This window comes from Prosthecobacter fluviatilis (genome assembly GCF_042655725.1).
Lineage (GTDB): Bacteria > Verrucomicrobiota > Verrucomicrobiia > Verrucomicrobiales > Verrucomicrobiaceae > Prosthecobacter > Prosthecobacter fluviatilis.
On the sequence record NZ_JBHSMQ010000001.1, the window covers coordinates 679038 to 704534 of the forward strand.

Below are 25497 nucleotides of genomic sequence, written 5' to 3' on the forward strand. Positions count from 1 at the left end.
AGGCTTGCGCCCCATCTGCGTCCTTGATAGAGCAGCCACCGGGCCAAGAAGGTTTGGAAAAATGCTGTCTAAGCGTGAATTTTTCGAGACCGGGGGGCCACATGAAGGCAGGAGGGGTGGAATGCCGGTGTCTGAAAACAACTCGGCCCGGAAGGACCCAACCAAAATCCTTCCGGGCCTTTAGGTGACCAAGGAGTCCCAACCATGAAGCGACTCCCCAGCTCGTTGTGTGTTTCCTCAGGCGAACCTGAGAAATGTTTGTGAAGCTTGCGCCCCAACCGAGTGATTGATAAAGCAGGCGCTGGGCCAAGTGTGGGTAGGAAATTTGGAAAATCGACGTGCGCGGCGATTTTTTTATCAGCCGGCACTACATGCCGCCGCCGGAGAGATTTTGGATTACGGCGCCGAGGGGCTCAAAGAGTGTGGCGATGACGAGATGGCCGGTCATGAGGAGGAACACTGACAGCAGCACGGTGGTGATCCACACCGTGCGTGCGCGGGAGGCACGGAAGATCAGAACGATGGCAAGGACGGCCAGCAGCCAAACGGCTGCGAGCAAGCCGTGAGACCATGAGACGACAAAGCGTGTCATACTGGGCAGCTTGTCCTGTGAGCCGAGCATGTCTTCAAAGATGCTTTTGAACGCGGGCGCGGCCAGCAGGCCCCGGGTGCAGTAATAAAGAGGCAGCAAGTTGAACGCTGCGAACACGCAGCGGATGCCGAAGGTCCATTGCCTGATTTCGGAGCGCAGGGCGTTGAGTTCTGCCTGGGTGTTTTCTGAGGAGGAGGAAGGAATCATGGGGACGGCTTGGCGAGTGTGCAGGCTGACTGCCACGAGAAATCCGTGGTTCGGATGTGGTGAGGCAGGCTGGGACGCTGAGCCGAAACGGGCGGAGGACGGGGGGTGAAGGAGTCCCCCGCTCCTTGGGGCTACTTCGGCAGGACGCGGACGATGAAGGCCTTCTTCTCTCCGAAGTACTTGGCGGCCACGCGCTGGATCTCCTTGGAGCTGATGTCTGTCATGATGCCCGGGAGCTTCTGGAAGTGATCCCAGCCAAGGCCGTTGATCTCATTCCAGGCGCACACGTCGGCCATGCTGCCATTGCCCTGCTGCGCGCGCAGCCAGGAGGAGCGCCACGTCACGCGTGCGCGGTCGATTTCATCGGTATGGAGGCCGTTGGCTGCGAGATCGTTGATCTGGGCCATGAGCTCCTTCTCCGCGAGCTTGACCTTTTTGGGGTCGGTGCCGACGTAGAAGTAGAAGGCTCCCGCGCCCATGGCGGCGAAGTTTTGTGCGCCCACATAATAAGCCAGGCCCAGTTCTTCGCGGATGCGGTTGAACAGGCGGCTGCCCATGTCGCTGCAGGCTTCATCGATGAGATTGAGGGCGTGGACGTCGCGGTCTTCCAGCCCGACGGTGCGGAAGCCCACGACGATGACAGCCTGCTCTTTGTCGAGATGCTCTGTCCATGCGGCGGGCCTGGCGCTGGCGTGGTATTCACGGCCCAGCGCGATCTGGCGGTTGCCGCGCGGGAGTTTGGCAAAGGCTTTCTCCACCTGCTTTTTCACCTCGGCGGCCTTCACGTCTCCAAAGACGGAGATGACGCCGTTGCCGGTCGCAAAGCTGGCATGCAGCATGGCGCGGCAGTCTGCCAGTTTCAGGGCGGTCACGCTCTCTTCGGTGCCCAGGGCGGTGCGATGGAAAGGCTGCCCGGCAAAGATCTCCCGCCGTGCCTTGCGCATGGCGACGGTGAGCGGGTCTTCTTTTTCTTCGAGGATGTGGGCGATCTGGCGCTTTTTCACCTCTGCCAGCTGAGCCTGGGGCAGCGTGGGATTGAGGATGAGATCAGCAACGAGGTCGAGCGCGTCGGTCTCGTCTCCACGCATGACATCGGCGCCGATCATGTAGCGGTGCGCGTCCGCAGAGCACATGAGGCTGCCGCCACGGTTTTCCAGCTCGGAGGCGATCTCCGCAGCAGCGCGCTTTTTGGTGCCCTTGAGCAGCATCTGGGCGGAGATCTGCGTGACGCCTGCGGAGAGATCTGTCTCTGCAAGAACGCCGGCGAGGAAATTCGTGCGTACACTGACGAGAGGAAGGCGCGGATTTTCCCCCACGAGGAGGATGAGGCCGTTTTTGAGCTTGAAGCGCTGCACCTCTGGCCGTGCGGAGTCGGCGGTGGCTTTGGTCTTCGGGGCAGTCTCGACGTCCTCTCCCACGACGACGGTGCTCATCGCCTCGGGCTTGAGGTAGCGGCGTGCGGCGTCGCGGATGACATCTGGCGTGAGGGCGGAGATGGCCTTGAGGAACTGGCGCTGGTAGTCCAGGGAGCCGGTGAGCAGCCAGCCGTTGCCGAGGCTGCCAGCCTGGCCTTTGACGCTGCTGAGCGTGCGCAGCTGGCTGCTAAGCGTGGCGCGCACGGCTTTCTCCAGCTCGGCGCGGCCGGGGCCTGTTTTTTGCATGGCAGCGACGACTTCGATCATGCCCTTTTTGAGCTTGTCGGCATCGGCGGGATTGCACTCGGCCTCAATGTTGAAGAGGCCCACCTCCGGTGCGCACCAGGCACCGGCCCAGATGTAGTGTGCGAGGCTGCGCTTTTCCCGCAGCTCCTGGTAAAGGCGGGAGCTGCGGCCGGAGCCCAGCAGGAAGGCCAGCACATCCAGCGCGGGCTTGTCCGCATGATTCTCCCCGGGGATCTGCCAGCCTAGTGCGATGCGGGTGAGCTCAGTGGCGAAGTTCTTGGCGGCGGCACGGCTGCCGTGCTGCGGCGGCTCCGAGGGCAGTTGTACGGGGTCAAAGGCGCGGCGCTGCCAGTCGCCGAAGTGGCTGCGCACGGTTTCGAGAATGGCGGAGGTCTCGACGTCTCCGGCGATGACGATAAAGGCGTTGTTCGGCACGTAGTGCCGCTGCACAAAGCCGTACACATCTGCGCGGGAGATCTGGTCAAACACCTCGCGGTGGCCGATGATGGGGTGGCGCAGCGGGTGCTGGCGGAAGGCGGTGGCCTGCATCAGGTGCTGGATGGCGCTGCCGGGGTCGTCATTGTCCATGGCCATCTCACGGCGGATGACCTCCTTTTCACGCATGAGCTCGTCCGCGTCGAATTTCGAATGCCGGATCATGTCTGCGAGGATGTCGAGGTAGCCCTTGGCGTGCTCGGCCAGCCCGTCGATCCAGTACACGGTGCGGTTGAAGGAGGTGTAGGCGTTGACGTAGCCGCCCAGCGCCTGGATGCCCTGGGAGATCTGCGCCGGGTCGCGCTTTTCGGTGCCTTTGAAAAGCATGTGCTCCACGCAGTGGGCGATGCCCGCCCCGGTGTGCTGCTCCTCATGCATGCTGCCGGCCTTGATCCACACCTGCACGCTGACGAGCGGGTGGGCGTGGTCTTCACGTACGATGACTTCGAGGCCGTTGGGCAGGGTGGTGACGCTGGCATCCAGGGTGGGGACTTCAAGTGCGCCTGGCTTGGCGGGCGCAGCACGGGACAAAACTTTTTTCATGAGGATTTTTTCTCGCGCTCTTCACGCAGAGAGGCTGGGAGGAAAGGGGTGGTGAAGGCGAGCTCGAAGTCGTAGCCGCCGGCGAAGTCTTCGATGCTGTCTCCGTCGTTTTTGCCGAAGTAGCCGCAGTCGATCAGGTTGTAGACGATGTTGCCCACGTCCTCGCCGCGCCGAAGGCCCCACTGGTCCAGAATGATCATGGACATGGGGCCGTACTCGGAAAGCACGTGGTCGAGGAAGCCAGCGAGCAGCTCCTGGCCGCTGACGTGCTGGTCCTCCGCGTTTTCGTCGCGGAACTTTTTGGCCGCTATGTGCAGGGCGTCACGCACCAGCTCATAGGCGGCTGGCTGGTAGCGGGGGTCTTTTTGAAACGAGCGCCGGACGGCCTCGCCAAAGCTGATGGAAGTCATGGGCGGGCGGATAATGGACGGGAGATGCGCAGGGTCAATGCAGGGCTTGCTCCGGGGCGGCGGCTTCCTGCAGGATGGCTTCAAAACGCTCCGCCATGCGGGTGGCGCTGAATTCCTGGCGGACTTTGTTGATGCCGTTTCTGGAGAATTTTTCGCGCAGTTCGCCGTCGTTGAGCAGGGCTTCGAGGGCGTCTGCCAGCGCTTTGGCGTCGTCCGGCTTGCAGAGCATGCCGCCCTCCGTGGCGGCGATGAGCTCGGGGAAGGCTCCATGGTCCGGCTGCACCACCGGCACGCCGCTGGAGACGGCCTCGATCACGTAGAGGCCGAAGGCTTCGCCGTAGGTGGCGGGCACGCTGAAGACGGTGAGGTCGTGGAAGAAATGCACCTTGTCCTTGAAGCTGACGTTTGGCAGCCACTCCACGCGTTTTTCCAGCCCTGCGGCCTTGATCTTGCGCTGCAGTTCCGCGACGTATTTCTCGTCGATGGGCGTCTTCGCACCGCCGATGCGCAGCTTCACCCGCGGCACGCTGCCACGTTTTGCCAGATCGATGTAGGCATCCACCAAGGTGGTGAGGCCCTTGCCATGGATCATGCGGGCAAAGTAGCCGATGGTGGGCCAGTTCGGGTCCGGGGAAGAGGTGGTGAAGGCGGTGGTGTCGATGCCGTTCGGCATCACTTTGATCTGTCCTTCGGCGGCATTCAGGCGCTCGCGCATGTGGCTGGCGTAGAACTGGCTGGGGGCGATGAAGCGGCGGATGCTTCGTGCGTTGCGCTGCATGGCCTCCCAGCATTGGGTACGGTAGGGCTCCGGCAGGGTGTCCAGAAAGCTGTCCTCCCCCTGCAGGGAGCAGACGACAGGCAGGCCCAGCTCTTTTTCAATCGCGGGCGCCAGGCCGGTGAGCAGGCTGTTGGAGAGGGAGACGACGTCAAACTTCCCGTGGTTGCGGATCCAGTCGAGCAGCTTGTGCCACTCGCCCCACTGGCGGCCTTCGGTGCCGAGCAGGGCTCCCAGCGCCATTTCGCCCAGAACCCGGGGGCTCGTCATGCCCATGCGCCTGGAGGCCAAGCGCAGGCGGTCCGGCTTGTTGATCCAGGTGTGGACGAACTTTGGCAGCTTGTGAAACCAGGTGAACTTCTGCTGCAAAAAGAGCGAGATGCCGCCGATCTGCACCGGCAGCTCCTGCGCGCCAAATTCGCGGTCCGTGACCAGCGGCAGGTATAGCGGCGCCATCAGCGCGTCATGGCCGCGCACTCGCAAGGCCTTGATCAGCGCGTGGTCGCGCAGGCAGGAGCCGCAGTGGAAGTTCCCGGTGCCGGGGGTCAGGTGGAGGATGCGCATCGGGGGATGTTAAGGTTGGCGATTGGGGGGCTTTGTCTATAAAGCAAAGACTACGTATCCGCACCTGACATCATCGAGATTTATCAATCGTGCCCGGCAACAGTGGCAAAGGGGGGGCGGCAGGAAGACTGGGCGTATAAAATATTGACCGAAGGTTATTGAAATCATACACCTAGGAAAATAAGGGCTGAAAATTTCTCACCGAAATGAAATCCAAATTTTTAATCACAGCTCTCTGCATTGCTGTCTTCGCTCTCATGGGGCACCATTTTCAATGGGGCGGGCAAGCGCCTCTTCAAAAACAAAAGAGTTCCCAGACCATTGGATCAGCCGAACAATTGCCTGCGGAGATTCAACTTAAAGAGGTGACTGACGATATTGATGTCCGGCTTGAACAAGCTCGCAAGAAAGCTGCCGCAAAGGCAAATAAGAATTTTTCCCGATCAGTTTATGAGGGCGCTTTTAACAGCAGAAAGCCTCAATATGTTCGCTTGTTCGACAAATGGCAGATCGACGATCGGACTGCATCTAGTGCATTGGAAATCATCAGGCAACGCTTTCTCGCAGAAGCCGATGCGAGCGTGGCTTTTTTCAAAGATTACGAAAACAAAAACAGACATGCCGAGGCAAAGATGAATCAAATCGTCGAAAATGAACTGGCCGGCCAGCAGCTCACCCAATTGCTTGGTCCAAACCGTTACAGTGAGCTTGCTGATATGGAGGCAAAAATGGAGCGGGAAGCGAAGATGAAAATGCGACATAACTTGGCTGACTAGGCGTCCCTTTTTCCAGATCGTTTTCTCTCTGCAACAAGATGAAACTACGCCCGCAGCAAATCTATGCGGGTGGCGGGCCTTGACGCGACGCCGCTTTTGGACCGGCGGAGATGAACGCCTGCGTCTCTGTCACCGCACTCCACAAGTGCTGGCGCTTTTTCCCGCCCGCATCCACGAAAAAGCCCGAACGCCTTTCGGACATTCGGGCTTCGTCATTCCCGCGCAGCGGATCAGGTCTCGGTCAGGCCGCGGGCCATGACAACCTTGCCGGTGCGCACGGTTTCCACGATCTCAAACTTGTTCAGCAGGCGCAGCGCGGCGTCCAGCTTGTCGGTGTTGCCGCTGATGAGGGCGATGAGGCTGTCTTCCTGGAGGTCCACAGTCTTGCCATTGTAGTGCTCGATGATCTGCAGGATCTCGGTGCGCTCGGTGGCGCTGGCGGCCACCTTGATGAGCACCAGCTCCTTGGAAACGGCGTCGCGGTCCGTGTGCTCCACGCAGTGGATGACGTCGATGAGCTTGTTCACCTGCAGGATGATCTGGGTGAGGCCTTCGGGATGACCGCTGACGCCGATGGTCATGCGGCTGAAGCGCGGGTCGCGTGTCTGGGAGACGACGAGGGACTCGATGTTGAAGCCGCGGCGGCTGAAGACGGCGCAGATGCGGCCGAGGACGCCGGGCTGGTTGTTCACCATGACGCTCAGCGTGTGGATGTTGATGATGTCAGCCTGCGGCGCAGGCTTCTTGTCGGTGGTGGCGGGGATGCGGTCGCTCATGGGATTGATGATTTACGATTTTTGATTGATGATTTGGAAGAGGGCGCTGTGATGCTGAGGAGGCGCTTCCTGGCGATCTTGATGTAGCTGGAATCTTTTTCGATGCCGAGCCACTTGCGCTTCAGTTTCTTTGCGGCGGCGGCGGTGGTGCCGGAGCCGAGGAAGGGATCGAGGACAAGGTCTCCGGCGTCCGTGGAGCAGGCGATGAGTTTTTCGATAAGGGCGAGCGGCTTCTGCGAGGGATGGCCGCACTTCTCCTTGGAGATGCCCTTCAGGCTGGGCACGCGGAGGATGTTGGTGGCATACTTGCCTTTCTCCAGGTGCTTGCGACGGGCTTCCTTGTCCTTGTAGCGGTTGTCCTTCATGTAAGCCTCGATGGTGGTGGCGTCGTAGGGGATGCGTACGGTGTCCTTGTTGAACTTCACGCTGTCTCCTTTGCGCAGAACGAGGACCATCTCGTACTGCGGGGTGAAGCTGTCCCGACGCTCGTCATAGCCCACGGCACGATCCCAGATGATGAGATCGTGAAACTGGTGCTGCTGACTGAGACGGGACATGAGGTGGAGGAAGGTGTGCTCGCGCTTGCCTAGCTGGCCGAAGATGAAGGCCAGGCCGTCATCGCGCAGGACGCGCATGGACTCGGCCACCCACCCATCGCACCAGGCGAGGTAGTCGGCGGCTGTTTTCCATTGCGTGTCCCAGGCTTCATCTTCGAGGACGTTGAAATAAGGTGGATCGGCGATGATGGCCTGAACGACGCCTGCGGGGAGCTTTTGGAGTTCCGTGAGGGCATCGCCGTGGATGACGCGGTTGGTTTTCATCGACCAGATGAGAGGCGGACAGGAGTGTCCGCGCTCCCTTCATTACGTGGACCCGGTGGGCTTCTCCATCTTCTGCTTGGGCGCTTCGATGAGCATGTCTTCGAGGGCGGCACCGGCGGGGATCATCGGGAAGACGTTTTCGGTCTTGATGCACTCGGCTTCGATGATGCAGGGGCCGTCGTTGTAGTCGAGGGCCTGCTGCAAGACGCGCTCCACATCAGCGGGGCGGCGGATGTGCCAGCCTTTGATGCCGTAGGCTTCACCGAGCTTCACGAAGTCGGGGTTGCCGATGAGATCGACGCCGCTCTCGCGGTTTTCAAAGAAGAGCTCCTGCCACTGGCGGACCATGCCGAGGTAGCTGTTGTTCAGGATGAGGATCTTGATGGGAAGCTTGTGGATGGCGGCGGTGGCCAGCTCAAACAGGGTCATCTGGAAGCCGCCGTCTCCGGAGATGGAGACGACCGTCTTGTCCGGGCAGGCGAGCTGCGCGCCGATGGCGGCCGGGAAGCCGAAGCCCATGGTGCCGGCACCGCCGGAGCTCAGCCAGTGGTAGCTGCTGTCGTTCTTGTAGAACTGCGCGGCCCACATCTGGTGCTGGCCCACGTCCGTTGAGACGATGGCCTTGCCCTTGGTGAGGTTGTAGAGCTCGTCGATGACCTGCTGCATGCGCAGGCCGCCCTGCTTCTTGTAGCCGAGGGGGTACTTCTTTTTGTAGCCGTCCAGATGGGCCAGCCAGTCTTCGGTGGGCAGTTTTTCCACAAGGGGCAGCAGGTCGCTCAGCGCGGCCTTGGCATCTCCCTTGATGGCGACGTCCACCTTGATCATCTTGTGGTGCTCGGCGGCGTCGATGTCGATGTGGATGAGCTTGGCGTTGCGGCCAAACATGGCGGCCTTGCCGATGATGCGGTCGTCAAAGCGGGAGCCGACATTGAAGATGAGGTCGGCCTCGATCATGGCCTTGTTCGCATAGGCGGTGCCGTGCATGCCGAGCATGCCGAGGGAGAGCGGGTGCGTCTCGGGGAAGACGCCCTTGCCCAGCAGCGTGGTGGTCACCGGGCAGCCGAGGGTCTCGGCCAGCATGAGCAGCTCCTTGTCCGCACGGGCGATCATGGCACCCTGGCCGGCCAGGATGACGGGGCGCTTGGCAGCGGCGATCAGGCTCGCGGCTTCCTTGATGCCGGCCTGGTCGATCTTGAAGTTCTCCTCGGGGTGGTAGCCGGGCAGGTCCATCGGCTCGTCAAAGGTGCCGGTGAAGGCGCCCTGGGAGATGTCCTTGGGGATGTCGATGAGGACCGGACCGGGGCGGCCTGTGGTGGCGATGTGGTAGGCCTCACGGGCGATGCGGGGCAGCGCGTTCGTGTTCTTGACCAGGTAGTTGTGCTTAACGACCGGGCAGGTGATGTTGAAGATGTCCGCCTCCTGGAAGGCGTCCTTGCCCAGCATCCAGCTGACGGTCTGGCCGCAGAGGACGATCATCGGGACGCTGTCCATCTGCGCGGTCATGAGGCCGGTGATGGTGTTGCCAGCGCCGGGGCCTGAGGTGACGAGAACGACGGCTGGCTTGCCGGTGGCGCGGGCGTAACCGTCGGCCATGTGAACGGCACCCTGCTCGTGGCGGACCAAGACGAACTTCATGTCCGTCTTCACGGTCTGCAGGGCGTCAAAGATCGGGATGGCGGCACCGCCGGAATAACCGAAGACATACTCGATGCCGAGATCGGCGAGGGTTTTAATCAGCGCCTGTGCGCCGTCCATTTTTTGCTGGCTCATAAAGGGTTTGGGTAAAAATTGCGATTTCGAGGGGTAAAATGGGCTTAAAAAGGAAAATCACAATCGAAAAGTGTGATTTTTGGATCGAATGTGATGTTTTTGATGGATTGGCGGTTTGAAAATTGATGTTTTTGGGTCGAATTCAGCATTGTTCTGAGCTTCTGGTGTGAAAAAGTGTCTTTTTGTGCTGAGGCGGGCTGATTTGTCAGCCGGATGCTGGGACCTGGCGAGCAAAGAGAAAAAAGGGGGCGCGGCCTCTGCTGGCAGGTTTCCAGATTTTGCTAACGCCTTTTGCTAGCTCCGGAAGAGAGCACCAGCGACTGCCAGCAAAAGCAGGATGAGGATGCCAATGACCGTGTAGCGGCGGGATTCGCGGTCAAAGCGGGACTCGCCGAGCATGGACTTTTCGGTGTTCCACGCACTCAAGAGGTACTTGAGCAGCAGCTTGAAGATCACAGGCATGGCGGTCAGTTGGGGGGGGCGTCTTGTTAAAAGACGGTGCTCCACCCCAGAGCTGCCGCGCAAGCCAGGAGGAGCAGGCTGAGCCAGAACCAGCGGCTGTCGAGACGGTCCCACCATCGGCGCGACTCAGTTTCCAACGGTGACTCTCCTACGAGCGAGTTTTCCCTCAGCGTCTGCGCCCCTGCCTGCGTCAGCCCAAGCAGTCCCACAATGCCGTCCCCAATGCGCACCGCCTGGACGATGAGGTTTGCGATGAGTTCTTCAAGCATGGGGCGCGCGGAGGTTGGTTGCCGGGGAGTCTGCCCACTGCGGTGCAGGCTTCCATTACAATGAGGGGGCGGTTATCCATGAGCCACGGTGCTCTCAGGCCAGCTCGACACCAAAGAAGTCCTGCAGCACCTGGCGGTAAACGCGGCGTTTGAACTTGGGTACCCAGTCCATCTGAAACTCCGACGGCTTGATCCATTTGAAGGTGGCAAACTCGCGGTGTGTGGCGTCCAGGTTGAAATCGGCGTCCGTGCCGGTAAAGCGGCACAGGAAGTAGGCCTGCTCCTGGCCGCCATAAAATCCGTATTTGAGGCGTCCTTTTGCAAATGCATAACGGTAACCGTCCCGCCGCTGCAAAATCTGCAACTGTTCACGCTTCACGCCAATCTCTTCCTCCAACTCGCGAAAGAGGGCGGTCTCGGCGTCCTCACCTTCATCGATGCCTCCTTGGGGAAACTGCCAGGCATTTTTGATGTTGATGCGCTCCGCCACAAAAATGCAGCCGTCCTCGCGCTGCAAGATGGCGGCGACGTTCGGGCGGTAAACGATGGCTTCGGCAGGGATCATAGGCCTGAGGGGTGGCGCATGGTATAGCCTTTGGTGGGGCGGGAACGGCTGCTCCAGCGCGGGCCGTCGCTGTCCGCATCGCTGTAGCCTGTGTCCAGCCGCAGGCCGGCCACCTCCAGGAAGACGTGCCCTTTGCGTGCATAGACGGTGATCCACCTGCCGTGGCCGCTGCTGCCGTAGCTGCGGAAGGCTCCGGAAACCGTAGGCGCACTCAGCTTGCCAGCTGCATGCAGCACGTAGGAGGTGGTGCCGGAGCAGTCATAGGCGCTGTCTTCAAAGCGGGCATGTCCGCCGCCTCGGCGGTAGGGCTTGGTGCAGATGCGGTTTCCGGCGGAGATGGCGCGCAGCACTTCCGGAGGGGCATTGGCAGGCGGCACGGCCCTGCCGCCGATGATGACGGCTGTCTTGCCCGGGGCAAACTTATACTCCCAGCGGGCTCCCGCGCTGGAGCCGCACTGGCAGAGCAGCACGCAAAATGAAAGGGACATGAAAAGTGAAAGAAAGCGCATCATCCGTGCCATCGTATTCGGCCCGGCTGAAATGACAAGGCACGCAACACCGCCTTGCCTTGTTTTCAAAAACCCGCCACAATCCGCCCCTCATGATCAAAAAACTTGCCGCCCCTCTGATGCTGGCCTCCGCCGCCTGCGTCGTGGCCTTTTCTGCGCCTGCCCCCAAGCACAAGATTCTCTTTTTCACCAAGTCCAGCGGCTTTGAGCACAGTGTCATCTCCTGGAAAAACGGCCAGCCAAGCCATGCCGAAAAGGTGCTGCTGGAGCTGGGTGAAAAAAACGGCTGGGAGTTCGAGTTTTCCAAGGACGGCTCCAAGTTCAGCAGGGACTATCTGGCGCAGTTTGACGCTGTGTTTTTCTACACCACCGGCGATCTTTGCAGCGAAGGCACCGACAAGCAGCCGCCCATGACGATGGAGGGCAAGCAGGCGCTCTTTGATTATGTCAAAAGCGGCAAGGGCTTCATCGGCACGCATTCCGCCAGCGACACCTTCCACACGGACAACGAATCGCAGAAAGGCCCCGAGCGCTACCTGAACCATGGCGACAAGGCGGACGCCTACGTGCGCTTCCTCGGCGCCGAGTTCATCAAGCACGGCAAGCAGCAGGACGCCAAGAACACCGTCACGGACCCCAAGTTCCCCGGCTTTGAAAAAGTGGGCGCCACCTACGGCTTCATGGAGGAGTGGTATTCGCTCAAGGACTTCACGCCAGACATCCACGTGCTCAGCGTGATCGACGCACCCGCCATGGAGGGCAAGGAATACGAGCGCCCTGCCTACCCCAGCACCTGGGCGCGCAAGGAAGGCAACGGCCGCGTGTGGTACACCGCCATGGGCCACCGTGAAGACGTCTGGACCAACCCCACCTTCCAGGAAATCCTCATCGGCGGCGTCAAGTGGGCGCTCGGCGATGTCCAGGCCGATGTGTATCCCAACCTCGCCGAAACCGCCCCTGGTGCGATGACCAATCCGCCCTACGTCGCTCCGCCCCCGCCCAAGCCTGCGAAGACTGAGGCTGCTCCTGCCAAGTAGTCCAGTTGCGCCGCAACTGGAGCCTCGTTGAGTTCGTTTAGTCCCTCCCTTCCACTGTTAATTTCCTGTCCAAATCCAGTTGCGGCGCAACTGGACTACTTTCACCACCACCATGCCCAAGCCTCTTCAAGTCCTCATCTGGATCGCCATCTCCCTCCTCGGAGCCGGTGCTGTCGCCTTCTCCGCACTGCACAAAGGTGAAACCATCAATGCCCTGTGGCTCGTGGTGGCGGGCTTGTGCTCCTTCGCGGTCGCCTATCGCTTTTACAGCAAGTGGCTCATCACCAAGGTGCTAGTGCTCGATGCCCACCGCGCCCCGCCCTCGGTGACTCACAAGGACGGCAAGGATTTCGTACCGACGAACAAGTGGGTCGTTTTCGGCCACCACTTCGCCGCCATTGCCGGTCCAGGACCGCTCGTGGGCCCCGTGCTTGCAGCGCAGTTTGGCTACCTGCCAGGCATGCTGTGGATCTTGATCGGTGCCACCCTCGGCGGCGGCGTGCATGATGCGATTGTGATGTTTGCCTCCATCCGCCGCGGCGGCAAATCCGTGGGCCAGATGCTCAAGGAAGAGGTCAATCCTGTGGTCGGCCTCGTCGCCATGATCTCCGTCCTTGCCATCATGACCATCCTGCTCGCCGTGCTCGGCCTCGTGGTGGTCAAGGCCCTCGCCGAGAGCCCCTGGGGCCTGTTCACCATCGTTATGACCATTCCGCTGGCCTTCATCATGGGCTTTGGTCACACGATCTTTGGCGTCAGCGTGCGCGGCGTCACCATCTTTGGCATCGTCGGCCTGCTCGTCAGCGTCTGGGCGGGCAGCAATCTCAAAGCCTGGGGCATTGAGCACTTCTTTGACTACAAGGGCGAGACCATCGCGTGGTCCATCATGATCTACGGCTTCGCCGCCTCCGTGCTGCCGGTGTGGATGCTCCTCGCCCCGCGCGACTATCTGAGCACCTTCATGAAGATCGGCACCGTGGCCGTCCTCGCTGTCGTGGTCATCTGGGTCGCGCCCGATTTGCAGATGCCCAAACTCACGAAGTTCGTCGATGGCACCGGCCTCGTCTTCCTCGGCAGCGTCTTCCCCTTCGTCTTCATCACCATCGCCTGCGGAGCCATCTCCGGCTTCCACGCCCTCATCTCCTCTGGCACCACCCCCAAGCTGCTCGACAACGAGGCTGACATCCGCAGCGTGGCCTACGGCGCGATGATCACCGAGATGCTCGTCGCCCTCATGGCTCTCGTTGCCGCGTGTGCACTCCAGCCCGGCGAATACTTCGCCATCAATGCCGGCATCAACAAGACCATGGCTCCCACGGAAGTTGTCGGCGTCATCTCCAATGCCGGATTCCCCGTCACCGTCGCAGGCATGGACAAACTGGCCGCCGACATTGGCGAAAAAACCATGTTTGGCCGCGTCGGTGGAGCCCCCACCTTTGCCGTCGGCATGGCGCAGATGTTTGCCCGCGCCTTTGGCCCTGCGTGGATGTCCTTCTGGTATCACTTCGCCATCATGTTTGAGGCGCTGTTCATCCTCACCACCATCGATGCCGGCACACGCGTGGGCCGCTTCATCCTGCAGGACTTCCTGGGCGGCATCTGGAAGCCGCTGGGCAACACCCGCAGCCTCCCCGCCAACGTCTTCGCCAGCGCCATGCTCGTCGCCGCCTGGGGTTACTTCCTCTATCAGGGCGTCGTCGATCCCCTCGGCGGCATCAACACCCTCTGGCCTCTGTTCGGCATCGCGAATCAGCTCCTCGCTGTCATCGCCTTCTGCCTCGGCACCACCATCCTCATCAAGATGGGCAAGGCCCGCTACCTCCTCGTCACCGTCATCCCGCTCATCTTCCTCATGAGCGCCACCTTCGCCGCCGGCTACATCAAGCTCTTCGACAAAGATCCGCGCATGGGCTTCATCGCCGGTGCCAAAATGTACGGTGAAAAGCTCGCCAAAGGCGGCACCCCTGTGGAGATGAAAACCTGGGCCGCGCAGCAGTTCAACTTCAACGTGGACACCGCCGTCACCGCCTTCTTCCTCCTCGCCGTCGCCATCATCTTCATCGGCTGCCTCCTCGAATGGATCAAGCTCCTCAGCGGCTCCAAGAAAGTCGTGCTCAATGAGGAGCCCTACGTGGCGCTGCCGGAGGGGGCGTAATTAGGCGCGCCAGCCTCGTGAAGGGCGGTGGCATTGAGGCAAGGTGCAAGCCTGCTTCGACGACACCGTTTTCGCGAGGTGTCGAACGCCCGTCGTCCTCACCTTGCCGTGCAGCCTGCGAAAGCGGTGTTGCGCCCAAGCTTGCCGCCGCACTCCACGACGCTCCGCGCTCGCGTGAGCGCTGAAGCATCTGCCATGATTGCAGAGAGTGTTCGCTTCGTCAGGTGGTCACATCTTTTAGTTCTGACCCTCTTCAAGAATCTTCATCTTCAGCGCCGACATGAGCCTGCGTTGAATGGAAAGCGCCGACTTTGTCATAGGGATGTCTTCCGTGACGTACAAGCCTGACGGCAGATGCGTCACGACAAGCCGTCCTCCTTTTCCCGGACCAAGATAAAGGTGATCAATTCTGACGTCTGTGGCAGATAATTTCATTGTGCCATTCTGCACGTTCTTATTGCCCCGTGTCGAACGACATCAGGCAGCGGCGATGATGCGTTGGATGTTAGAGCGATCCTCCGGGATGAAGCGCCCTGCGGCCGCCACATCGAGCCGCGTCTGGATGTGCGGCGGTGTATCACTCGCCTCATTCATCCAGCGCAGAAACGCCTGACGCGTGACTTCGTCCGCGTCTTTGTAACCTTGCGCCACTTGACGCTGAATGAAGGCTTCAATGGGGTCGGTGAGTGTGACTTCCATGGCGTTACTGTTTAGGACCATCCGTTCGATGTCAAACTTCGCCGAAATCTCAAACCGCGCGTTTTTTGATCGTCAGGCGCTTCTGCCTTCGTATGAAGCGCCACATGATTTCCAAAAACGCTCTTCTCTCCGCCGCTGGTCTTGCGCTGGCTGTCACTTCATCCGCCGCTCCAACCGCCCCCACGGCTCAAAACTGGCCCGAATTCCGCGGAGCGGGCGCTCAGGGGCACTCCGCCGCCACCCATCTCCCGCTTACCTGGAGCCCCACCTCCAATATTGTGTGGAAAGCACCCGTCGCAGGTATTGGCTGGTCATCACCCGTGGTGATTGGCGATCGCATCTTTCTCACCTCCGCCCTGCCCGTCGGCGGTGTCGAGGACCCCAAGGCGAACCGTTCTTTGCACGCCATGGCACTCGATGCCACCACTGGCAAAACCGTCTGGGACGTGGAGCTCTTTACCGCCACCGCCCCGCGCGCCCACCGCAAAAACAGCCACGCCAGCCCCACGCCCGTTTTTGAGGACGGCAAGCTCTACGTCCACTTCGGCCACCTCGGCACCGCCTGTCTGGACGCCGCCAACGGCAAGACCGTGTGGGCCACGCAGGAGTACGCCTACTCCCCCGTGCATGGCAATGGCAGCAGCCCCGTGCTGTTTGAGGACCTTCTCATCTTCAATGCCGACGCCGAAACCGAGCCCAAGGTCATCGCGCTCGACAAAGCCACCGGCAAAGCCCGTTGGACCTTTGCCCGCCAGTCCGAGGCCAAAAAGAAATTCTCCTTCTGCACCCCGCTCCTCATCGACGTGGCCGGGCAGAAGCAACTCATCACCCCCGGCAGCGGCGTGGTGAACGCGCTCGATCCCAAGACCGGCACCGAAATCTGGCACTTCAACTACGACCAGGGCTACTCCGTCGTGCCACGCCCCATCTACGCCCACGGCATGATCTACCTCTCCAGCGGCTACGACAAACCCGTGCTCTACGCCATCAAGGTGGACGCCTCCTCCAAAGGCGATGTCACCGCAAGCCACCTCGCCTGGACCATCGACAAAGCCGCTCCTCACAATCCCAGCATGGCGGTCGTGGGCGATGAGCTCTACTTCGTCGCAGACAACGGAATCCTCACCTGCGCCGACGCCAAAACCGGTAGTGTCCACTACTCCGAACGCTGCACCGGCCCCATCTCCGCCTCCATCCTCGCCGCCGATGGCAAGCTCTACCTTCAGGACGAAAAAGGACTCGGTGTCGTCGTCAAGCCCGGCAAGACCTTCAGCGTCCTCGCTCAAAACGACCTCGGTGAGCGCAGCCTCGCCTCCTATGCAGTCATCGGCTCAGATTTGCTCATCCGTACGGAGGGCAATCTCTACCGGGTGAAAAAGTAACGGCATGCAGATGTCACGCGTTTGATGCCTTCAGCTGCGGCTGTCGTTTCGTGATCAAACGCCACCGAAGCGCCCTGGGTGCAGAACCCAGGGCGTATTTTTTTGGCCTCTGCTGACCCCGGCAGGCATGCGAGCCCATCGTGTTTCAGTTGAGACCAAAGCGCTGGAGGCCCTGGAGCGGCGGTGCAAACCAGCACATCGTGGAGCGCACCTGGGGAGGGATGTCGTCCGCTGCCTGCAACACGAGCAGGGAGATCTTGAAGCCGATGGAGCCGTCCGCCCGCCGCTGGGGAGTGCTGGCCACCACAAGGCCTTTGAGCATGACCCACTTTGAATTCGTGGTGGTCATGGCGAGCATCGAAGGCGTCAGCGCGGTGCGTTGGATGCGCACCTGAACTTCCGCCCCCAGGTCGAAACGCTGGCGCGACCAGAAGACGAGGCCGCAGGTGGTGATTTCACAAAGCTCGACAACAGACTGCCTGCCACCGCAGACCGAAGGCTCTTCGTTTGCGGAGGTATCCTGCTTTTGCTGGCTGTGCTTAGCCATACGGTTCGCGGAATGACCGCGAAAAGAGGCGCACGGCGCGGGAAAAGTCAAACGGCGAAGGTGGGGCAGGGGAGGCGGGGCGGGCCATGCACGCCCCGCGCTCAGGCAGGCTTATTCTTCGTCACCGGAGGCGGCGGAGGACTTGCTGGAGCCCTTGGGGCTGCCCGCTTCCTCGTTTTTCTCGGCCTGCTTGGCCTTCACGGCGGCCTCGATCTCGGCATAGACGGTGGCGTCGCTGCGCAGGACTTCCTTGGCGGCGTCGCGTCCCTGGGCGAGCTGGGTGCCTTTGTAGCTGATCCAGGAGCCGCGTTTTTGCAGGATCTCGAAGTCCATCGCGAGGTCGAGCAGCGATCCCACATTGGAGATGCCCTCATTGTACATGATGTCGAACTCGGCCTCGGTGTAGGGCGGGGCCAGCTTGTTCTTCACCACTTTGACCTTGGTGCGGTTGCCGGTGACGGTGCCGTCGGTGGTCTTGATGGCGCCGATGCGGCGGATGTCCACGCGCACGCTGGCGTAGAACTTGAGGGCCTTGCCGCCAGGGGTGGTTTCGGGGTTGCCAAACATGACGCCGATCTTTTCACGGATCTGGTTGGTGAAGATGCAGCAGGTGCGGGCCTTGGAGATGATGGCGGTGAGCTTTCTCAGCGCGGCGCTCATCAGACGGGCCTGGGCGCCCACGGTGGAGTCGCCGATGTCGCCTTCGAGTTCCTGACGGGTGACGAGGGCGGCCACGGAGTCGATGACGATGACGTCGAGCGCATTGGAGCGCACCAGCGTTTCGCAGATGCGCAGGGCTTCTTCACCGGAGCTGGGCTGGGAGACAAGCAGTTCGTCCATCTTCACGCCAAGGCGGCGGGCATAGGCGGGATCGAGGGCGTGCTCCACGTCGATGAAGGCTGCCAAGCCACCGGCCTTCTGCGCCTGGGCGATGACGGTGAGCGTGAGGGTGGTTTTACCGGAGGATTCCGGGCCGTACACTTCCACGATACGGCCGCGGGGGAAGCCGCCGGTGCCGAGCGCCTGATCGATGAGCAGATTGCCAGTAGGAATGACGCTGATGTCAGATTTCACGCCTTCGCCGCCCATGCGGAGGATGGCGCCCTCTCCATAGTCTTTCTGAATCTGCTGGATGGCCAGGTCGAGATTGCGGCCGCGTGCCTCGGCAAGCTTGTCGGTCTTGGGGGCGGATGCTTCGGCGGATTCTTTGGGTGCGCGGGCCATAATCAGAGGTAGTGTGTGGTTATAAAAAGATGTTCGGGTGAACAGAAACCGCATTTCGGGCGGCCTGTAAAGCACTTTCCGTCCTTAAGAGGCGAATACTTGCTCCCAGAAGCTTCTCGCTGCTGCGGTTTGCCTCAGAAGCCGTCCATCTGCCTGGCCATGCCGCCGTAAAAGCCCGACATCATGCCGATGATGCGGTACACCACATACACGACGACGACTCCATAGGCGATCTTGGGCAGCCATTGTGCGGCACGCTGCACAGCGTCTCCGGCTTCGATGGACTCTGCTGCGGCCCAGCGGTTCATTTCGTGGTCCAGGGTGCCAGCCTCTTCCGCTGTGGCAATGCCATGCACAAACACCACGGGGAAGCCGTGCACGTCTGCCATGGCTCCCGAGATGGTTTCTCCTGCGGCGATGCGCTGGGCGGCATCCCGTGCTGCATGGCGCAGCAGGCCGCTGTGGGAGGCGCTGCCCGCCAGCTGCATGGTCTCTGTTATCCGCATGGAGGCCAGCAGGCAGGCATGAAACACCTGCGAAAAGCGTGCCAGCGCCCAGTGCCGGCGCACACTCCCGATCAGTGGCAGGCGGCCGAGCCAGAGATCCACCGCCGCAGACTGCGCCCCCAGCCGTGAGAGCCAGCGCCAGAGTAGAAAGAGGGAGAGCAGCACCAGCCATAGGGTGGCCAGAGGGGTGAAAATTCCCGCCAGGGAGTAGGGCTTGCCATCCATGCTCGAGGTCACGATGGTGGGCAGCTCTGGCAGCACGATGCCCAGATGGGCCAGCACCAGAGGGTAAACCATCGCCCCGAGCGCCTGCTTCACCGCCACGTGCCAGGCCTCAAAGTAGCGGGAGAGATGGCTGAAGGCATCCCCCAGGCGGCCGCTGCGCTCCCCGGCGTCGATCAGCGCAAACTCCAGCGCGTCTGAGAACGCCCCGCAGTGTGCGGCGATGGAGGCGGCCACGCCTTTGCCCTCCTTCAGGCCTAGCTGCAGGCCCTGCAGCCAGGTGCGGCGCGCATGGCTGGGCTGCTGCTTCAGCAGCAGCTCCAGCGAGCGGTCCAGATGAAAATTGGCCCCCACAAGCTTGGCCAGTTCACGATACAGCAGGGCTTTTTCGGAAAGTTTCATCGGCGTTTTGAAACTAACGCCAGCGGGTCCGACTCAGCGAGCACAAAAAACTCCGAGCTGCAGGACCATCGCCATTGTGTGACACTCTTATTGCTTCTCAGGCCCGTTTCACCGCTTATCATGCGGGCTCCGCATGCCGCCTCCCATCGCCCACAAAGAAACCCCCGACCAGCACTGGATGCACCTCGCGCTCGACCAAGCCCAGCTTGGCGTCGGTCTCACCAGTCCCAATCCGCCCGTGGGGGCGGTCATCGTCGCCCAGGAAAAGGTCATCGGCCGCGGCTACCACCACAAGGCGGGAGAGCCGCACGCCGAGGTGGAGGCCATTCGCGATGCGCAGAAAAACCATCCCAAGCTGCTGCGCGGCGCCACGATCTACGTCACGCTGGAGCCCTGCTGCACGCACGGCCGCACGCCGCCCTGCACGGAGGCGATCAAGTCTGCCGGCATCAAGCGCGTGGTCATCGGTGCGCATGATCCCAATCCCAGCCATCGCGAGCAGGCCCGCAGCATTCTGATGCTCGCCGGCATCGAAGTCACCGCCGGAGTGCTCGATGAAGAGTGCCGCGCCATCATCCGCCCCTTTGCCAAATGGATCACCACCGGCATTCCGTATGTCATCGCCAAGGCCGGGCAGAGTCTGGACGGCCGCATCACGCGCCCGGCGGGGGAGAGCTCACTGATCACCAATGACGCCGCCCGCGCCCATGGCCGCAGGCTGCGCATGCGGGTGGACGCCATCCTGGTGGGTGCCGAGACCGTCCGCAAAGACAACCCCCAGCTCACCCTGCGGGATGGCAGCGCCGGCAGCGGCAAGCAGCAGCCCTGGCGTGTGGTGCTCACCCGCAGGGGAGAGATTCCGCCGGAGTCACAAATCTTCACGGATGAGTTCAAGGACCGTACTGTGATCATGCATGGCAAGGACCTGCCTGAAGCCCTGGCCATTCTGGGCAAGCAGGGCGTGCTTTCCGTGCTCATCGAGGGCGGTGGCATCGTGCTAGGCCAGGCGTTTCGTGAGAAGCTCGTCGATGAGGTCTATTGGTACATCGCTCCACGCCTTTGCGGCGGAGGCCGCCCCTCCATTGACGGTCCGGCGCTGCCGGACTCCATCGAACTCAAAGACGTCACCGTCCGCCCCATGGGGGACAACGTGTGCTTCCACGGTTTCCCGGTGTGGCCGGAGAAGGTGAAGGAGTGAGAGAGCACTGCCCGTGGCTGCAAAGATCAGTTTTCATCCCGGCGCGGCACCGCTATCCGTGCGCATTCATGCCCTCTGTCCCACCTCTTCGTCCTGCCGTTTTTTTTGACCGCGATGGTGTTGTCAATGTCTCCCCCGGAGACGGCTACGTGCTGCGCTGGGAGGATTTCCACTTTGCACCCGGTATCATCGAGGCGCTGGCGCTGTGCCGTGCGCGTGGGTATGCGACGATCCTGGTCACCAGCCAGCAGGGCGTGGGCAAGGGGCTCATGACGCAGGCGGCGCTCGACGACCTGCACACGCGCATGCAGGCCGAGCTGGCCCAGCATGGCGCGGCGCTGGATGGCATTTACGCCTGCACACATCTGGCGGGCAACTGCACCTGCCGCAAGCCGAGTGCGGAGATGATCTTCCGCGGGCGTGATGAACACGGGCTCGATCTGACGCGGAGCTGGCTGGTGGGGGACCATGACCGCGACATCCAGATGGCCATCAATGCCGGCGTGCCACGCACGGTCCGCATTTTGAGCCACCACGAGCCGAAGGTGACGGCGGATTTTACGCTGGCGGAGACGGCGGGGCTGGCAGCGCTGCTGCGGGAGATGTTGCCGGTGGTGTGAGCGGGGGATCGCCCATATCCGGAGGGTATGCTTTGACACGCAACGCCTCGACTTTTCATCAATCGTTAATCATGCACGCCCACGATGGGTTTCGGGCCGGAGGATTGACGATTGTCGAGCAATCGATTTTTGATTTTTGAAGTGGGTAACCGAGCGGGCTGGCAGCTGGTTCACGTTCTTATGGCTCACCGCTTGGCCATCGCAGACTCGAGCGCCTTGCGGTAGTTCAGCACGGCATCGCCGATGGCGTTGGAGACCTGCTGGCGGTAGGTTTCGGAGGCGACGAGCTGGCATTCGGCACCGTTGGTGACGAAGCCGCCTTCAAACAGGATGCCGGGGCGCTTGCAGCCGGTGAGCACGCTCCACTGGGCACGCTTGATGCCACGGTCCACAAACTTGAAGCGGCTGATGACGCTGGCATGCACGGCAGTGGCGAGGGCGATGTTGGCGGAGTCCTGCTTGTTGCCGGTCACACCGTTGAGGTTGTAACCGCCGCCGCGGCTGATGGTGGCTGCGGCGCTCTGGGGAGTCAGCGCCCAGGTTTCGATGCCCGTGGCGGCAGCGCCGCCGGAGTTGAAATGGAAGCTGAGAAAGATGCTTTTCGGCGTCTGGTTGGCGATGGCCACACGTCCGCCCAGAGTGATGAAAGTGTCCGTCGAGCGGGTGAGGATGACCTTGAAGCCGCGCTGCATCAGCGCCGTGCGTACGGCCATGGCCATCTTCAGGGCGAAGTCTTTCTCGTAGCCGTAGATGCCGCGTGCGCCGGCATCATGGCCGCCGTGGCCCGCGTCGACGACGACGGTGTCGAAGTACTCGGCGTTTTGGATGTGGCTGGGGTAGAGGACGGGGTCGATCAGCTTGCAAAGGTCCAGCCGGGAGAAGAGCACCTTGCCGTTGTACTCCTGCACGGGGAAGCTGAGGATGAACTTGATGTTGTTGATCAGCATCTCCTGGGAGCCGATCTGCGCCTTCAGGATGAGCTTGGAGGAGCCGAGCCAGAAGTGCGTGCCCTGCGTGCGGAAGGTGGTGAAGCCATACACAGGGTTGTAAAAGTTGCGGATGCTTTCCGCCGTCACGTAGTCTCGTCCGCCGATTTTGACGATCTCCCAGCCGCCATTGGCTGGAAGGACTTCGACGGTTTTGGACTTATCTGAGCTGGAGGGCTTGTCGTCATCGTCGTCCTCTTTGAACTCGCCCTTCATCGGGGCTTCGTTGTCCTTGGCAGAGGATGATTTTGTGACGTCCTTGATGGGCTCCTCCTTGGGCTTGGGTGCCGTCTTGGGAGACTCTGTTTTAGCGACGGTCTTGGAAGGGGCGGATTTTTTGCCGATCTCCACTTTCTTGCCACCGGTCGTGGTGATGATGACGCGGGGCGGCTTGCCGCTGGAGGATTTTTTGGCGGCCGTCTTTTCAGGCTCTGGCTTGGGCTTGACGGCCGGTTTTTTTTCAGGCTCGGGTGCGGGCTCAGGAGCAGGGGTGTCGCTCTTGCTGCTCCCGCCGCCAAAGATCTTTTTGAAGAAGCCCGGCTTCTCGTCATCAGCACGTGCCACACCGAACGACGCTGCGGCCAGTGCGAAAGCGAGAGTGGCGAGGAGGGCCTTGGGAAGTGTGGGATTCAGTCCGGGGGTCATGGTGAGAATGACGTCAATATCGGAGAAAGGCGGCTCTTTATACCCTGAGACGGGCCGGAGCGCAAACGATCTGAAAAGCAGGGTAGGGGATGGGCAGGATTTGCCAGGAATCAGCCAGGGGGGCAAAATGTGCGGCCAGCCTCCCCGGCCGGTGCAGCCTTGACCCCGAGCTTGACGGAGCCGCCGCTCTGACCCATTGACGCCATAGCCTATGACCAAAAAACCTGTTGTTCTGATTATCCGTGACGGCTGGGGCATCAACCCCGGCGGCAAAGCCCAGGCTGAAGCCAATGGAGACGCCACCCTGCTGGCCCGCACCCCTTTCCACGACCACCTTTACGCCACCTACCCCATGGGCACCGTCAGCGCCAGCGGCGAGGATGTGGGCCTGCCGGACGGCCAGATGGGCAACAGCGAAGTGGGCCACCTGAACCTCGGCGCCGGCCGTGTGGTGTACCAGGACCTGACCCGCATCAACAAGTGCATCCGCGACGGCGAGCTGGCCAAGATGCCGGTGCTGGTGGAGGCCTTTGAGCAGGCCAAGGGCAAGCGCCTTCATTTCCTGGGCCTCATCAGCGACGGCGGTGTACATTCCCACCAGGACCACCTAGCTGCGCTCTGCGATGCCGCCAAGGCCGCAGGCGTGAGCGACCTGATGGTCCATGCCATCACCGACGGCCGTGACACCTCCCCCACCGGCGGTGCCGCTTACATGGCCAAGCTGGAAAAGGACCTGGCCCCGAGCGGCGCGAAGATCGCTACGGTCATCGGCCGCTACTACGCCATGGACCGTGACAAGCGCTGGGAGCGCAACAAGCTGGCGTGGGACGCCATCGTGCTCGGCCGCGGTGAAGTGCGCAGCGATCTGCCCAGCGAGGCCGTGAAGGCCGCGTATCCGAAAGACCCGCGGGGTGATGAGTTCATGCAGCCCATGATCTTTTCCAGCGCCAACGAGCAGCGCATCCGCGATGGCGATGTGATCCTGTGGTTCAATTTCCGCGCTGACCGTGCCCGCCAGCTGAGCGATGCCTTCCTGAAGTCCGGCTTTGACGGCTTTGACCGTGAGGTGACTCCGAAGACCGGCTACTACACGCTGACCGAGTACGACGCCAACTACACCGCGCTGGGTGCCAAGGTGATCTTTGGCACCGAGAGCCTGAACAACAACCTGGGCCAGGTGGTGGCTGCCGCAGGCCTGAAGCAGCTGCGTGCTGCTGAGACGGAGAAGTACCCGCACGTGACCTTCTTCTTCAACAGCGGCGTGGAGGAGCCGAATCCGGGAGAAGACCGCTATCTGGCGATCAGCCCGAAGGAAGTGCCCACCTACGACAAGAAGCCGCAGATGAGCGCGCCGGACCTCACCTTTGAAGTGCTGCGCCGTCTGGAGAAGTACGACCTCGTGATCATGAACTACGCCAACCCCGACATGGTGGGCCACACGGGCATTGTCGAGGCAGGCATCCACGCCTGCGAAACCATCGACCTCGGCGTGCGCCTGATCGTGGAAAAGGTGCTGGAACTCGGCGGCAAGCTCTTCATCACCGCCGACCACGGCAACTGTGAGCTCATGCGCAATCCGGATGGCAGCCCCAACACCGCACACACCACGAATCTCGTCCACGGCATCTACGTCGCCGCCGATGCGAACAGCTACACCGTCGCCAACGGCAAGCTAGCCGACATCGCCCCGACCCTGCTCGACATGCTGGGCGTGAAGCCCTCGGCTGAGATGACCGGGAAGAGCCTGCTGGTGAAGAAGTGAGGAGTTCCCATGACCAATTCCTTCGAGTCTCTGACGAAGGCTGATTTGCATCTAATGGCAGATCAGCTTTTGAAGGGGGACGCGACAGGCATTGAGTCATGTGTGTGCTATTTCGAGGCGACAACCCAAGGTCTCTGGCACAATCGTGCGAGAGCCATGATGGCGCGTCGCTTCAAGCATTGCGATCTAACTGTTGCCCAGCAGCAGCGTCTTGCATCATGCATCCTGGACAGGCTGGCAAAAGGAGCGGCCGGCGAGCAGTTTCGTGACCAATTGAAACTCGGTCTGCACCTCGATGCCCTGCGTTTCTTCGGCGCGGCCACGGTGCTGTCGAAGGATCCAAGAAGTTATGTTCGCAAACTCGCCGAATGGATTTTGAATCACGAGACGGAAAAACGTTGATGCGCCTGCTCTTCCTCTGCTCCCGCAACCAATGGCGCAGCCCGACTGCGGAGAGGGTGTATCAAAACGATCCGCGCGTGGAGGTGCGCAGTGCCGGCACCAGTGCTTCTGCGCGTTGCAGGGTTTCGGAGAAGCTGCTGCTGTGGGCGGACCTGGTGCTGGTGATGGAGCATGAGCACAAGCAGAGGCTGCGGGAGATGTTTCCGGAGACCGTGCGGGATCTGCGCATCGAGGTGCTGGACATCCCGGATGATTATCCCTTCATGGACGAGGAACTGATGAGGCTGGTCCGTGAGCGGGTGGAGCCGCTGCTGTAACGGTCGCGAAAAATTCATCCAGGAGCGCGGAATTTATTCCGCAGCACTCCGCAAGCATCCACCCTTCCGCACTCATCCTCCAACAGTCGCCGTTCCAACTCGCGTGTCGCACCTTGCATGCCGCAGGCAAGGTGATCCTCGGCTTGAAGGGAATGATGTGTGGTTAAGAGCCTGCCGCTTCGGCGGAGTGCTGCGGAA

General features: G+C 61.4%; 25 protein-coding genes. 9 read left to right on the plus strand and 16 right to left on the minus strand.

Annotated elements, in window-relative coordinates; translation table 11 throughout:
* Window positions 1–367: 367 nt before the first annotated feature.
* The 4 genes from ACFQDI_RS02615 to ACFQDI_RS02630 all read right to left on the minus strand — a co-directional run bounded on the left by ACFQDI_RS02615 (window position 368) and on the right by ACFQDI_RS02630 (window position 5247).
* On the minus strand, window positions 368–799 hold the full coding sequence (locus ACFQDI_RS02615; protein ID WP_377163106.1) for a hypothetical protein: 432 nt from the start codon (window positions 797–799) through the stop codon (window positions 368–370).
* A gap of 131 nt (window positions 800–930) precedes the next feature.
* Window positions 931–3498: a M16 family metallopeptidase gene (locus tag ACFQDI_RS02620; RefSeq protein WP_377163108.1), complete on the minus strand. Its 2568-nt coding sequence runs from the start codon at window positions 3496–3498 to the stop codon at window positions 931–933.
* Complete coding sequence (locus ACFQDI_RS02625; protein ID WP_377163110.1) at window positions 3495–3908, minus strand: Minf_1886 family protein; 414 nt, start codon at window positions 3906–3908, stop codon at window positions 3495–3497. The genes ACFQDI_RS02620 and ACFQDI_RS02625 overlap by 4 nt, the downstream gene beginning before the upstream one ends.
* 34 nt (window positions 3909–3942) lie before the next feature.
* Window positions 3943–5247 (minus strand): glycosyltransferase family 4 protein, encoded by a 1305-nt coding sequence (locus tag ACFQDI_RS02630; protein ID WP_377163112.1) that lies wholly within the window; start codon window positions 5245–5247, stop codon window positions 3943–3945.
* A gap of 206 nt (window positions 5248–5453) precedes the next feature.
* On the opposite strand from ACFQDI_RS02630, the gene ACFQDI_RS02635 reads away from it, so the two are divergent.
* Window positions 5454–6023 carry a hypothetical protein gene (locus ACFQDI_RS02635; RefSeq protein ID WP_377163114.1) on the plus strand — a complete coding sequence of 190 codons (570 nt, stop codon included), beginning with the start codon at window positions 5454–5456 and terminating at the stop codon, window positions 6021–6023.
* A 230-nt stretch (window positions 6024–6253) separates the two neighbouring features.
* Here the strand turns inward: ACFQDI_RS02635 and ilvN are convergent, their stop codons facing one another.
* The 7 genes from ilvN to ACFQDI_RS02670 all read right to left on the minus strand — a co-directional run bounded on the left by ilvN (window position 6254) and on the right by ACFQDI_RS02670 (window position 11174).
* Window positions 6254–6799: an acetolactate synthase small subunit gene (ilvN, locus tag ACFQDI_RS02640; protein WP_377163116.1), complete on the minus strand. Its 546-nt coding sequence runs from the start codon at window positions 6797–6799 to the stop codon at window positions 6254–6256.
* The gene (locus ACFQDI_RS02645) at window positions 6796–7620 is read right to left on the minus strand and encodes a DNA-methyltransferase (protein WP_377163118.1); all 825 of its coding nucleotides are present in this window, start codon (window positions 7618–7620) and stop codon (window positions 6796–6798) included. Before ACFQDI_RS02645 ends, ilvN begins: the two co-directional genes overlap by 4 nt.
* Window positions 7621–7662: 42 nt before the next feature.
* Window positions 7663–9390 (minus strand): biosynthetic-type acetolactate synthase large subunit, encoded by a 1728-nt coding sequence (gene ilvB / locus ACFQDI_RS02650; RefSeq protein WP_377163120.1) that lies wholly within the window; start codon window positions 9388–9390, stop codon window positions 7663–7665.
* 294 nt (window positions 9391–9684) lie between these two features.
* Window positions 9685–9852 (minus strand): hypothetical protein, encoded by a 168-nt coding sequence (locus tag ACFQDI_RS02655; RefSeq protein ID WP_377163122.1) that lies wholly within the window; start codon window positions 9850–9852, stop codon window positions 9685–9687.
* 26 nt (window positions 9853–9878) lie between these two features.
* A complete protein-coding gene (locus tag ACFQDI_RS02660; protein WP_377163124.1) occupies window positions 9879–10121 on the minus strand; it encodes a hypothetical protein in 243 nt (80 codons plus the stop codon).
* Window positions 10122–10215: 94 nt separating this feature from the next.
* Window positions 10216–10686 (minus strand): RNA pyrophosphohydrolase, encoded by a 471-nt coding sequence (locus ACFQDI_RS02665; RefSeq protein WP_377163126.1) that lies wholly within the window; start codon window positions 10684–10686, stop codon window positions 10216–10218.
* Window positions 10683–11174 carry a peptidoglycan endopeptidase gene (locus tag ACFQDI_RS02670; RefSeq protein ID WP_377163128.1) on the minus strand — a complete coding sequence of 164 codons (492 nt, stop codon included), beginning with the start codon at window positions 11172–11174 and terminating at the stop codon, window positions 10683–10685. The genes ACFQDI_RS02665 and ACFQDI_RS02670 overlap by 4 nt, the downstream gene beginning before the upstream one ends.
* Before the next feature lie 113 nt (window positions 11175–11287).
* Between ACFQDI_RS02670 and ACFQDI_RS02675 the strand changes: the two genes are divergently transcribed.
* The gene (locus tag ACFQDI_RS02675; RefSeq protein ID WP_377163130.1) at window positions 11288–12232 is read left to right on the plus strand and encodes a ThuA domain-containing protein; all 945 of its coding nucleotides are present in this window, start codon (window positions 11288–11290) and stop codon (window positions 12230–12232) included.
* A 112-nt stretch (window positions 12233–12344) separates the two neighbouring features.
* Window positions 12345–14387: a carbon starvation CstA family protein gene (locus ACFQDI_RS02680; RefSeq protein ID WP_377163132.1), complete on the plus strand. Its 2043-nt coding sequence runs from the start codon at window positions 12345–12347 to the stop codon at window positions 14385–14387.
* A 477-nt stretch (window positions 14388–14864) separates the two neighbouring features.
* On the opposite strand, the gene ACFQDI_RS02685 is transcribed toward ACFQDI_RS02680, so the two are convergent.
* Window positions 14865–15086 (minus strand): hypothetical protein, encoded by a 222-nt coding sequence (locus tag ACFQDI_RS02685; RefSeq protein WP_377163134.1) that lies wholly within the window; start codon window positions 15084–15086, stop codon window positions 14865–14867.
* A 104-nt stretch (window positions 15087–15190) separates the two neighbouring features.
* Here ACFQDI_RS02685 and ACFQDI_RS02690 point away from each other — a divergent pair, with 104 nt between their 5' ends.
* On the plus strand, window positions 15191–16468 hold the full coding sequence (locus ACFQDI_RS02690) for a PQQ-binding-like beta-propeller repeat protein (RefSeq protein WP_377163135.1): 1278 nt from the start codon (window positions 15191–15193) through the stop codon (window positions 16466–16468).
* A gap of 145 nt (window positions 16469–16613) precedes the next feature.
* On the opposite strand, the gene ACFQDI_RS02695 is transcribed toward ACFQDI_RS02690, so the two are convergent.
* The 3 genes from ACFQDI_RS02695 to ACFQDI_RS02705 form a co-directional block, all read right to left on the minus strand.
* The gene (locus ACFQDI_RS02695; RefSeq protein ID WP_377163137.1) at window positions 16614–17015 is read right to left on the minus strand and encodes a hypothetical protein; all 402 of its coding nucleotides are present in this window, start codon (window positions 17013–17015) and stop codon (window positions 16614–16616) included.
* Between the two features lie 111 nt (window positions 17016–17126).
* Window positions 17127–18239, minus strand: coding sequence for a recombinase RecA (gene recA, locus ACFQDI_RS02700; protein WP_377163139.1), 1113 nt, complete (start codon window positions 18237–18239; stop codon window positions 17127–17129).
* Window positions 18240–18373: 134 nt separating this feature from the next.
* Window positions 18374–19369: a type II secretion system F family protein gene (locus ACFQDI_RS02705; RefSeq protein WP_377163141.1), complete on the minus strand. Its 996-nt coding sequence runs from the start codon at window positions 19367–19369 to the stop codon at window positions 18374–18376.
* 133 nt (window positions 19370–19502) lie between these two features.
* Here ACFQDI_RS02705 and ribD point away from each other — a divergent pair, with 133 nt between their 5' ends.
* Together ribD and ACFQDI_RS02715 are read left to right on the plus strand one after the other, a co-directional pair.
* Window positions 19503–20567 (plus strand): bifunctional diaminohydroxyphosphoribosylaminopyrimidine deaminase/5-amino-6-(5-phosphoribosylamino)uracil reductase RibD, encoded by a 1065-nt coding sequence (ribD, locus tag ACFQDI_RS02710; protein ID WP_377163143.1) that lies wholly within the window; start codon window positions 19503–19505, stop codon window positions 20565–20567.
* Between the two features lie 68 nt (window positions 20568–20635).
* Window positions 20636–21187, plus strand: coding sequence for a D-glycero-alpha-D-manno-heptose-1,7-bisphosphate 7-phosphatase (locus ACFQDI_RS02715; protein WP_377163145.1), 552 nt, complete (start codon window positions 20636–20638; stop codon window positions 21185–21187).
* 185 nt (window positions 21188–21372) lie between these two features.
* On the opposite strand, the gene ACFQDI_RS02720 is transcribed toward ACFQDI_RS02715, so the two are convergent.
* A complete protein-coding gene (locus ACFQDI_RS02720; RefSeq protein ID WP_377163147.1) occupies window positions 21373–22818 on the minus strand; it encodes an N-acetylmuramoyl-L-alanine amidase in 1446 nt (481 codons plus the stop codon).
* A 211-nt stretch (window positions 22819–23029) separates the two neighbouring features.
* Between ACFQDI_RS02720 and gpmI the strand changes: the two genes are divergently transcribed.
* Genes gpmI through ACFQDI_RS02735 form a run of 3 tightly spaced genes read left to right on the plus strand, consistent with a single transcriptional unit; the run spans window position 23030 to window position 25299 of the window.
* Complete coding sequence (gene gpmI, locus ACFQDI_RS02725; protein WP_377163149.1) at window positions 23030–24580, plus strand: 2,3-bisphosphoglycerate-independent phosphoglycerate mutase; 1551 nt, start codon at window positions 23030–23032, stop codon at window positions 24578–24580.
* A gap of 9 nt (window positions 24581–24589) precedes the next feature.
* Complete coding sequence (locus ACFQDI_RS02730; protein WP_377163151.1) at window positions 24590–24982, plus strand: hypothetical protein; 393 nt, start codon at window positions 24590–24592, stop codon at window positions 24980–24982.
* A complete protein-coding gene (locus tag ACFQDI_RS02735; protein ID WP_377163153.1) occupies window positions 24982–25299 on the plus strand; it encodes a low molecular weight protein tyrosine phosphatase family protein in 318 nt (105 codons plus the stop codon). The genes ACFQDI_RS02730 and ACFQDI_RS02735 overlap by 1 nt, the downstream gene beginning before the upstream one ends.
* Window positions 25300–25497 lie beyond the last annotated feature (198 nt).

Excerpts from the sequence above, each read along its gene's own strand:
- ACFQDI_RS02615 (WP_377163106.1), bottom strand. The coding sequence starts at position 799 with ATGATTCCTTCCTCCTCCTCAGAAAACACCCAGGCAGAACTCAACGCC.
- ACFQDI_RS02620 (WP_377163108.1), bottom strand. The coding sequence starts at position 3,498 with ATGAAAAAAGTTTTGTCCCGTGCTGCGCCCGCCAAGCCAGGCGCACTT.
- ACFQDI_RS02625 (WP_377163110.1), bottom strand. The coding sequence starts at position 3,908 with ATGACTTCCATCAGCTTTGGCGAGGCCGTCCGGCGCTCGTTTCAAAAA.
- ACFQDI_RS02630 (WP_377163112.1), bottom strand. The coding sequence starts at position 5,247 with ATGCGCATCCTCCACCTGACCCCCGGCACCGGGAACTTCCACTGCGGC.
- ACFQDI_RS02635 (WP_377163114.1), top strand. The coding sequence starts at position 5,454 with ATGAAATCCAAATTTTTAATCACAGCTCTCTGCATTGCTGTCTTCGCT.
- ilvN (WP_377163116.1), bottom strand. The coding sequence starts at position 6,799 with ATGAGCGACCGCATCCCCGCCACCACCGACAAGAAGCCTGCGCCGCAG.
- ACFQDI_RS02645 (WP_377163118.1), bottom strand. The coding sequence starts at position 7,620 with ATGAAAACCAACCGCGTCATCCACGGCGATGCCCTCACGGAACTCCAA.
- ilvB (WP_377163120.1), bottom strand. The coding sequence starts at position 9,390 with ATGAGCCAGCAAAAAATGGACGGCGCACAGGCGCTGATTAAAACCCTC.
- ACFQDI_RS02655 (WP_377163122.1), bottom strand. The coding sequence starts at position 9,852 with ATGCCTGTGATCTTCAAGCTGCTGCTCAAGTACCTCTTGAGTGCGTGG.
- ACFQDI_RS02660 (WP_377163124.1), bottom strand. The coding sequence starts at position 10,121 with ATGCTTGAAGAACTCATCGCAAACCTCATCGTCCAGGCGGTGCGCATT.
- ACFQDI_RS02665 (WP_377163126.1), bottom strand. The coding sequence starts at position 10,686 with ATGATCCCTGCCGAAGCCATCGTTTACCGCCCGAACGTCGCCGCCATC.
- ACFQDI_RS02670 (WP_377163128.1), bottom strand. The coding sequence starts at position 11,174 with ATGTCCCTTTCATTTTGCGTGCTGCTCTGCCAGTGCGGCTCCAGCGCG.
- ACFQDI_RS02675 (WP_377163130.1), top strand. The coding sequence starts at position 11,288 with ATGATCAAAAAACTTGCCGCCCCTCTGATGCTGGCCTCCGCCGCCTGC.
- ACFQDI_RS02680 (WP_377163132.1), top strand. The coding sequence starts at position 12,345 with ATGCCCAAGCCTCTTCAAGTCCTCATCTGGATCGCCATCTCCCTCCTC.
- ACFQDI_RS02685 (WP_377163134.1), bottom strand. The coding sequence starts at position 15,086 with ATGGAAGTCACACTCACCGACCCCATTGAAGCCTTCATTCAGCGTCAA.
- ACFQDI_RS02690 (WP_377163135.1), top strand. The coding sequence starts at position 15,191 with ATGATTTCCAAAAACGCTCTTCTCTCCGCCGCTGGTCTTGCGCTGGCT.
- ACFQDI_RS02695 (WP_377163137.1), bottom strand. The coding sequence starts at position 17,015 with ATGGCTAAGCACAGCCAGCAAAAGCAGGATACCTCCGCAAACGAAGAG.
- recA (WP_377163139.1), bottom strand. The coding sequence starts at position 18,239 with ATGGCCCGCGCACCCAAAGAATCCGCCGAAGCATCCGCCCCCAAGACC.
- ACFQDI_RS02705 (WP_377163141.1), bottom strand. The coding sequence starts at position 19,369 with ATGAAACTTTCCGAAAAAGCCCTGCTGTATCGTGAACTGGCCAAGCTT.
- ribD (WP_377163143.1), top strand. The coding sequence starts at position 19,503 with ATGCCGCCTCCCATCGCCCACAAAGAAACCCCCGACCAGCACTGGATG.
- ACFQDI_RS02715 (WP_377163145.1), top strand. The coding sequence starts at position 20,636 with ATGCCCTCTGTCCCACCTCTTCGTCCTGCCGTTTTTTTTGACCGCGAT.
- ACFQDI_RS02720 (WP_377163147.1), bottom strand. The coding sequence starts at position 22,818 with ATGACCCCCGGACTGAATCCCACACTTCCCAAGGCCCTCCTCGCCACT.
- gpmI (WP_377163149.1), top strand. The coding sequence starts at position 23,030 with ATGACCAAAAAACCTGTTGTTCTGATTATCCGTGACGGCTGGGGCATC.
- ACFQDI_RS02730 (WP_377163151.1), top strand. The coding sequence starts at position 24,590 with ATGACCAATTCCTTCGAGTCTCTGACGAAGGCTGATTTGCATCTAATG.
- ACFQDI_RS02735 (WP_377163153.1), top strand. The coding sequence starts at position 24,982 with ATGCGCCTGCTCTTCCTCTGCTCCCGCAACCAATGGCGCAGCCCGACT.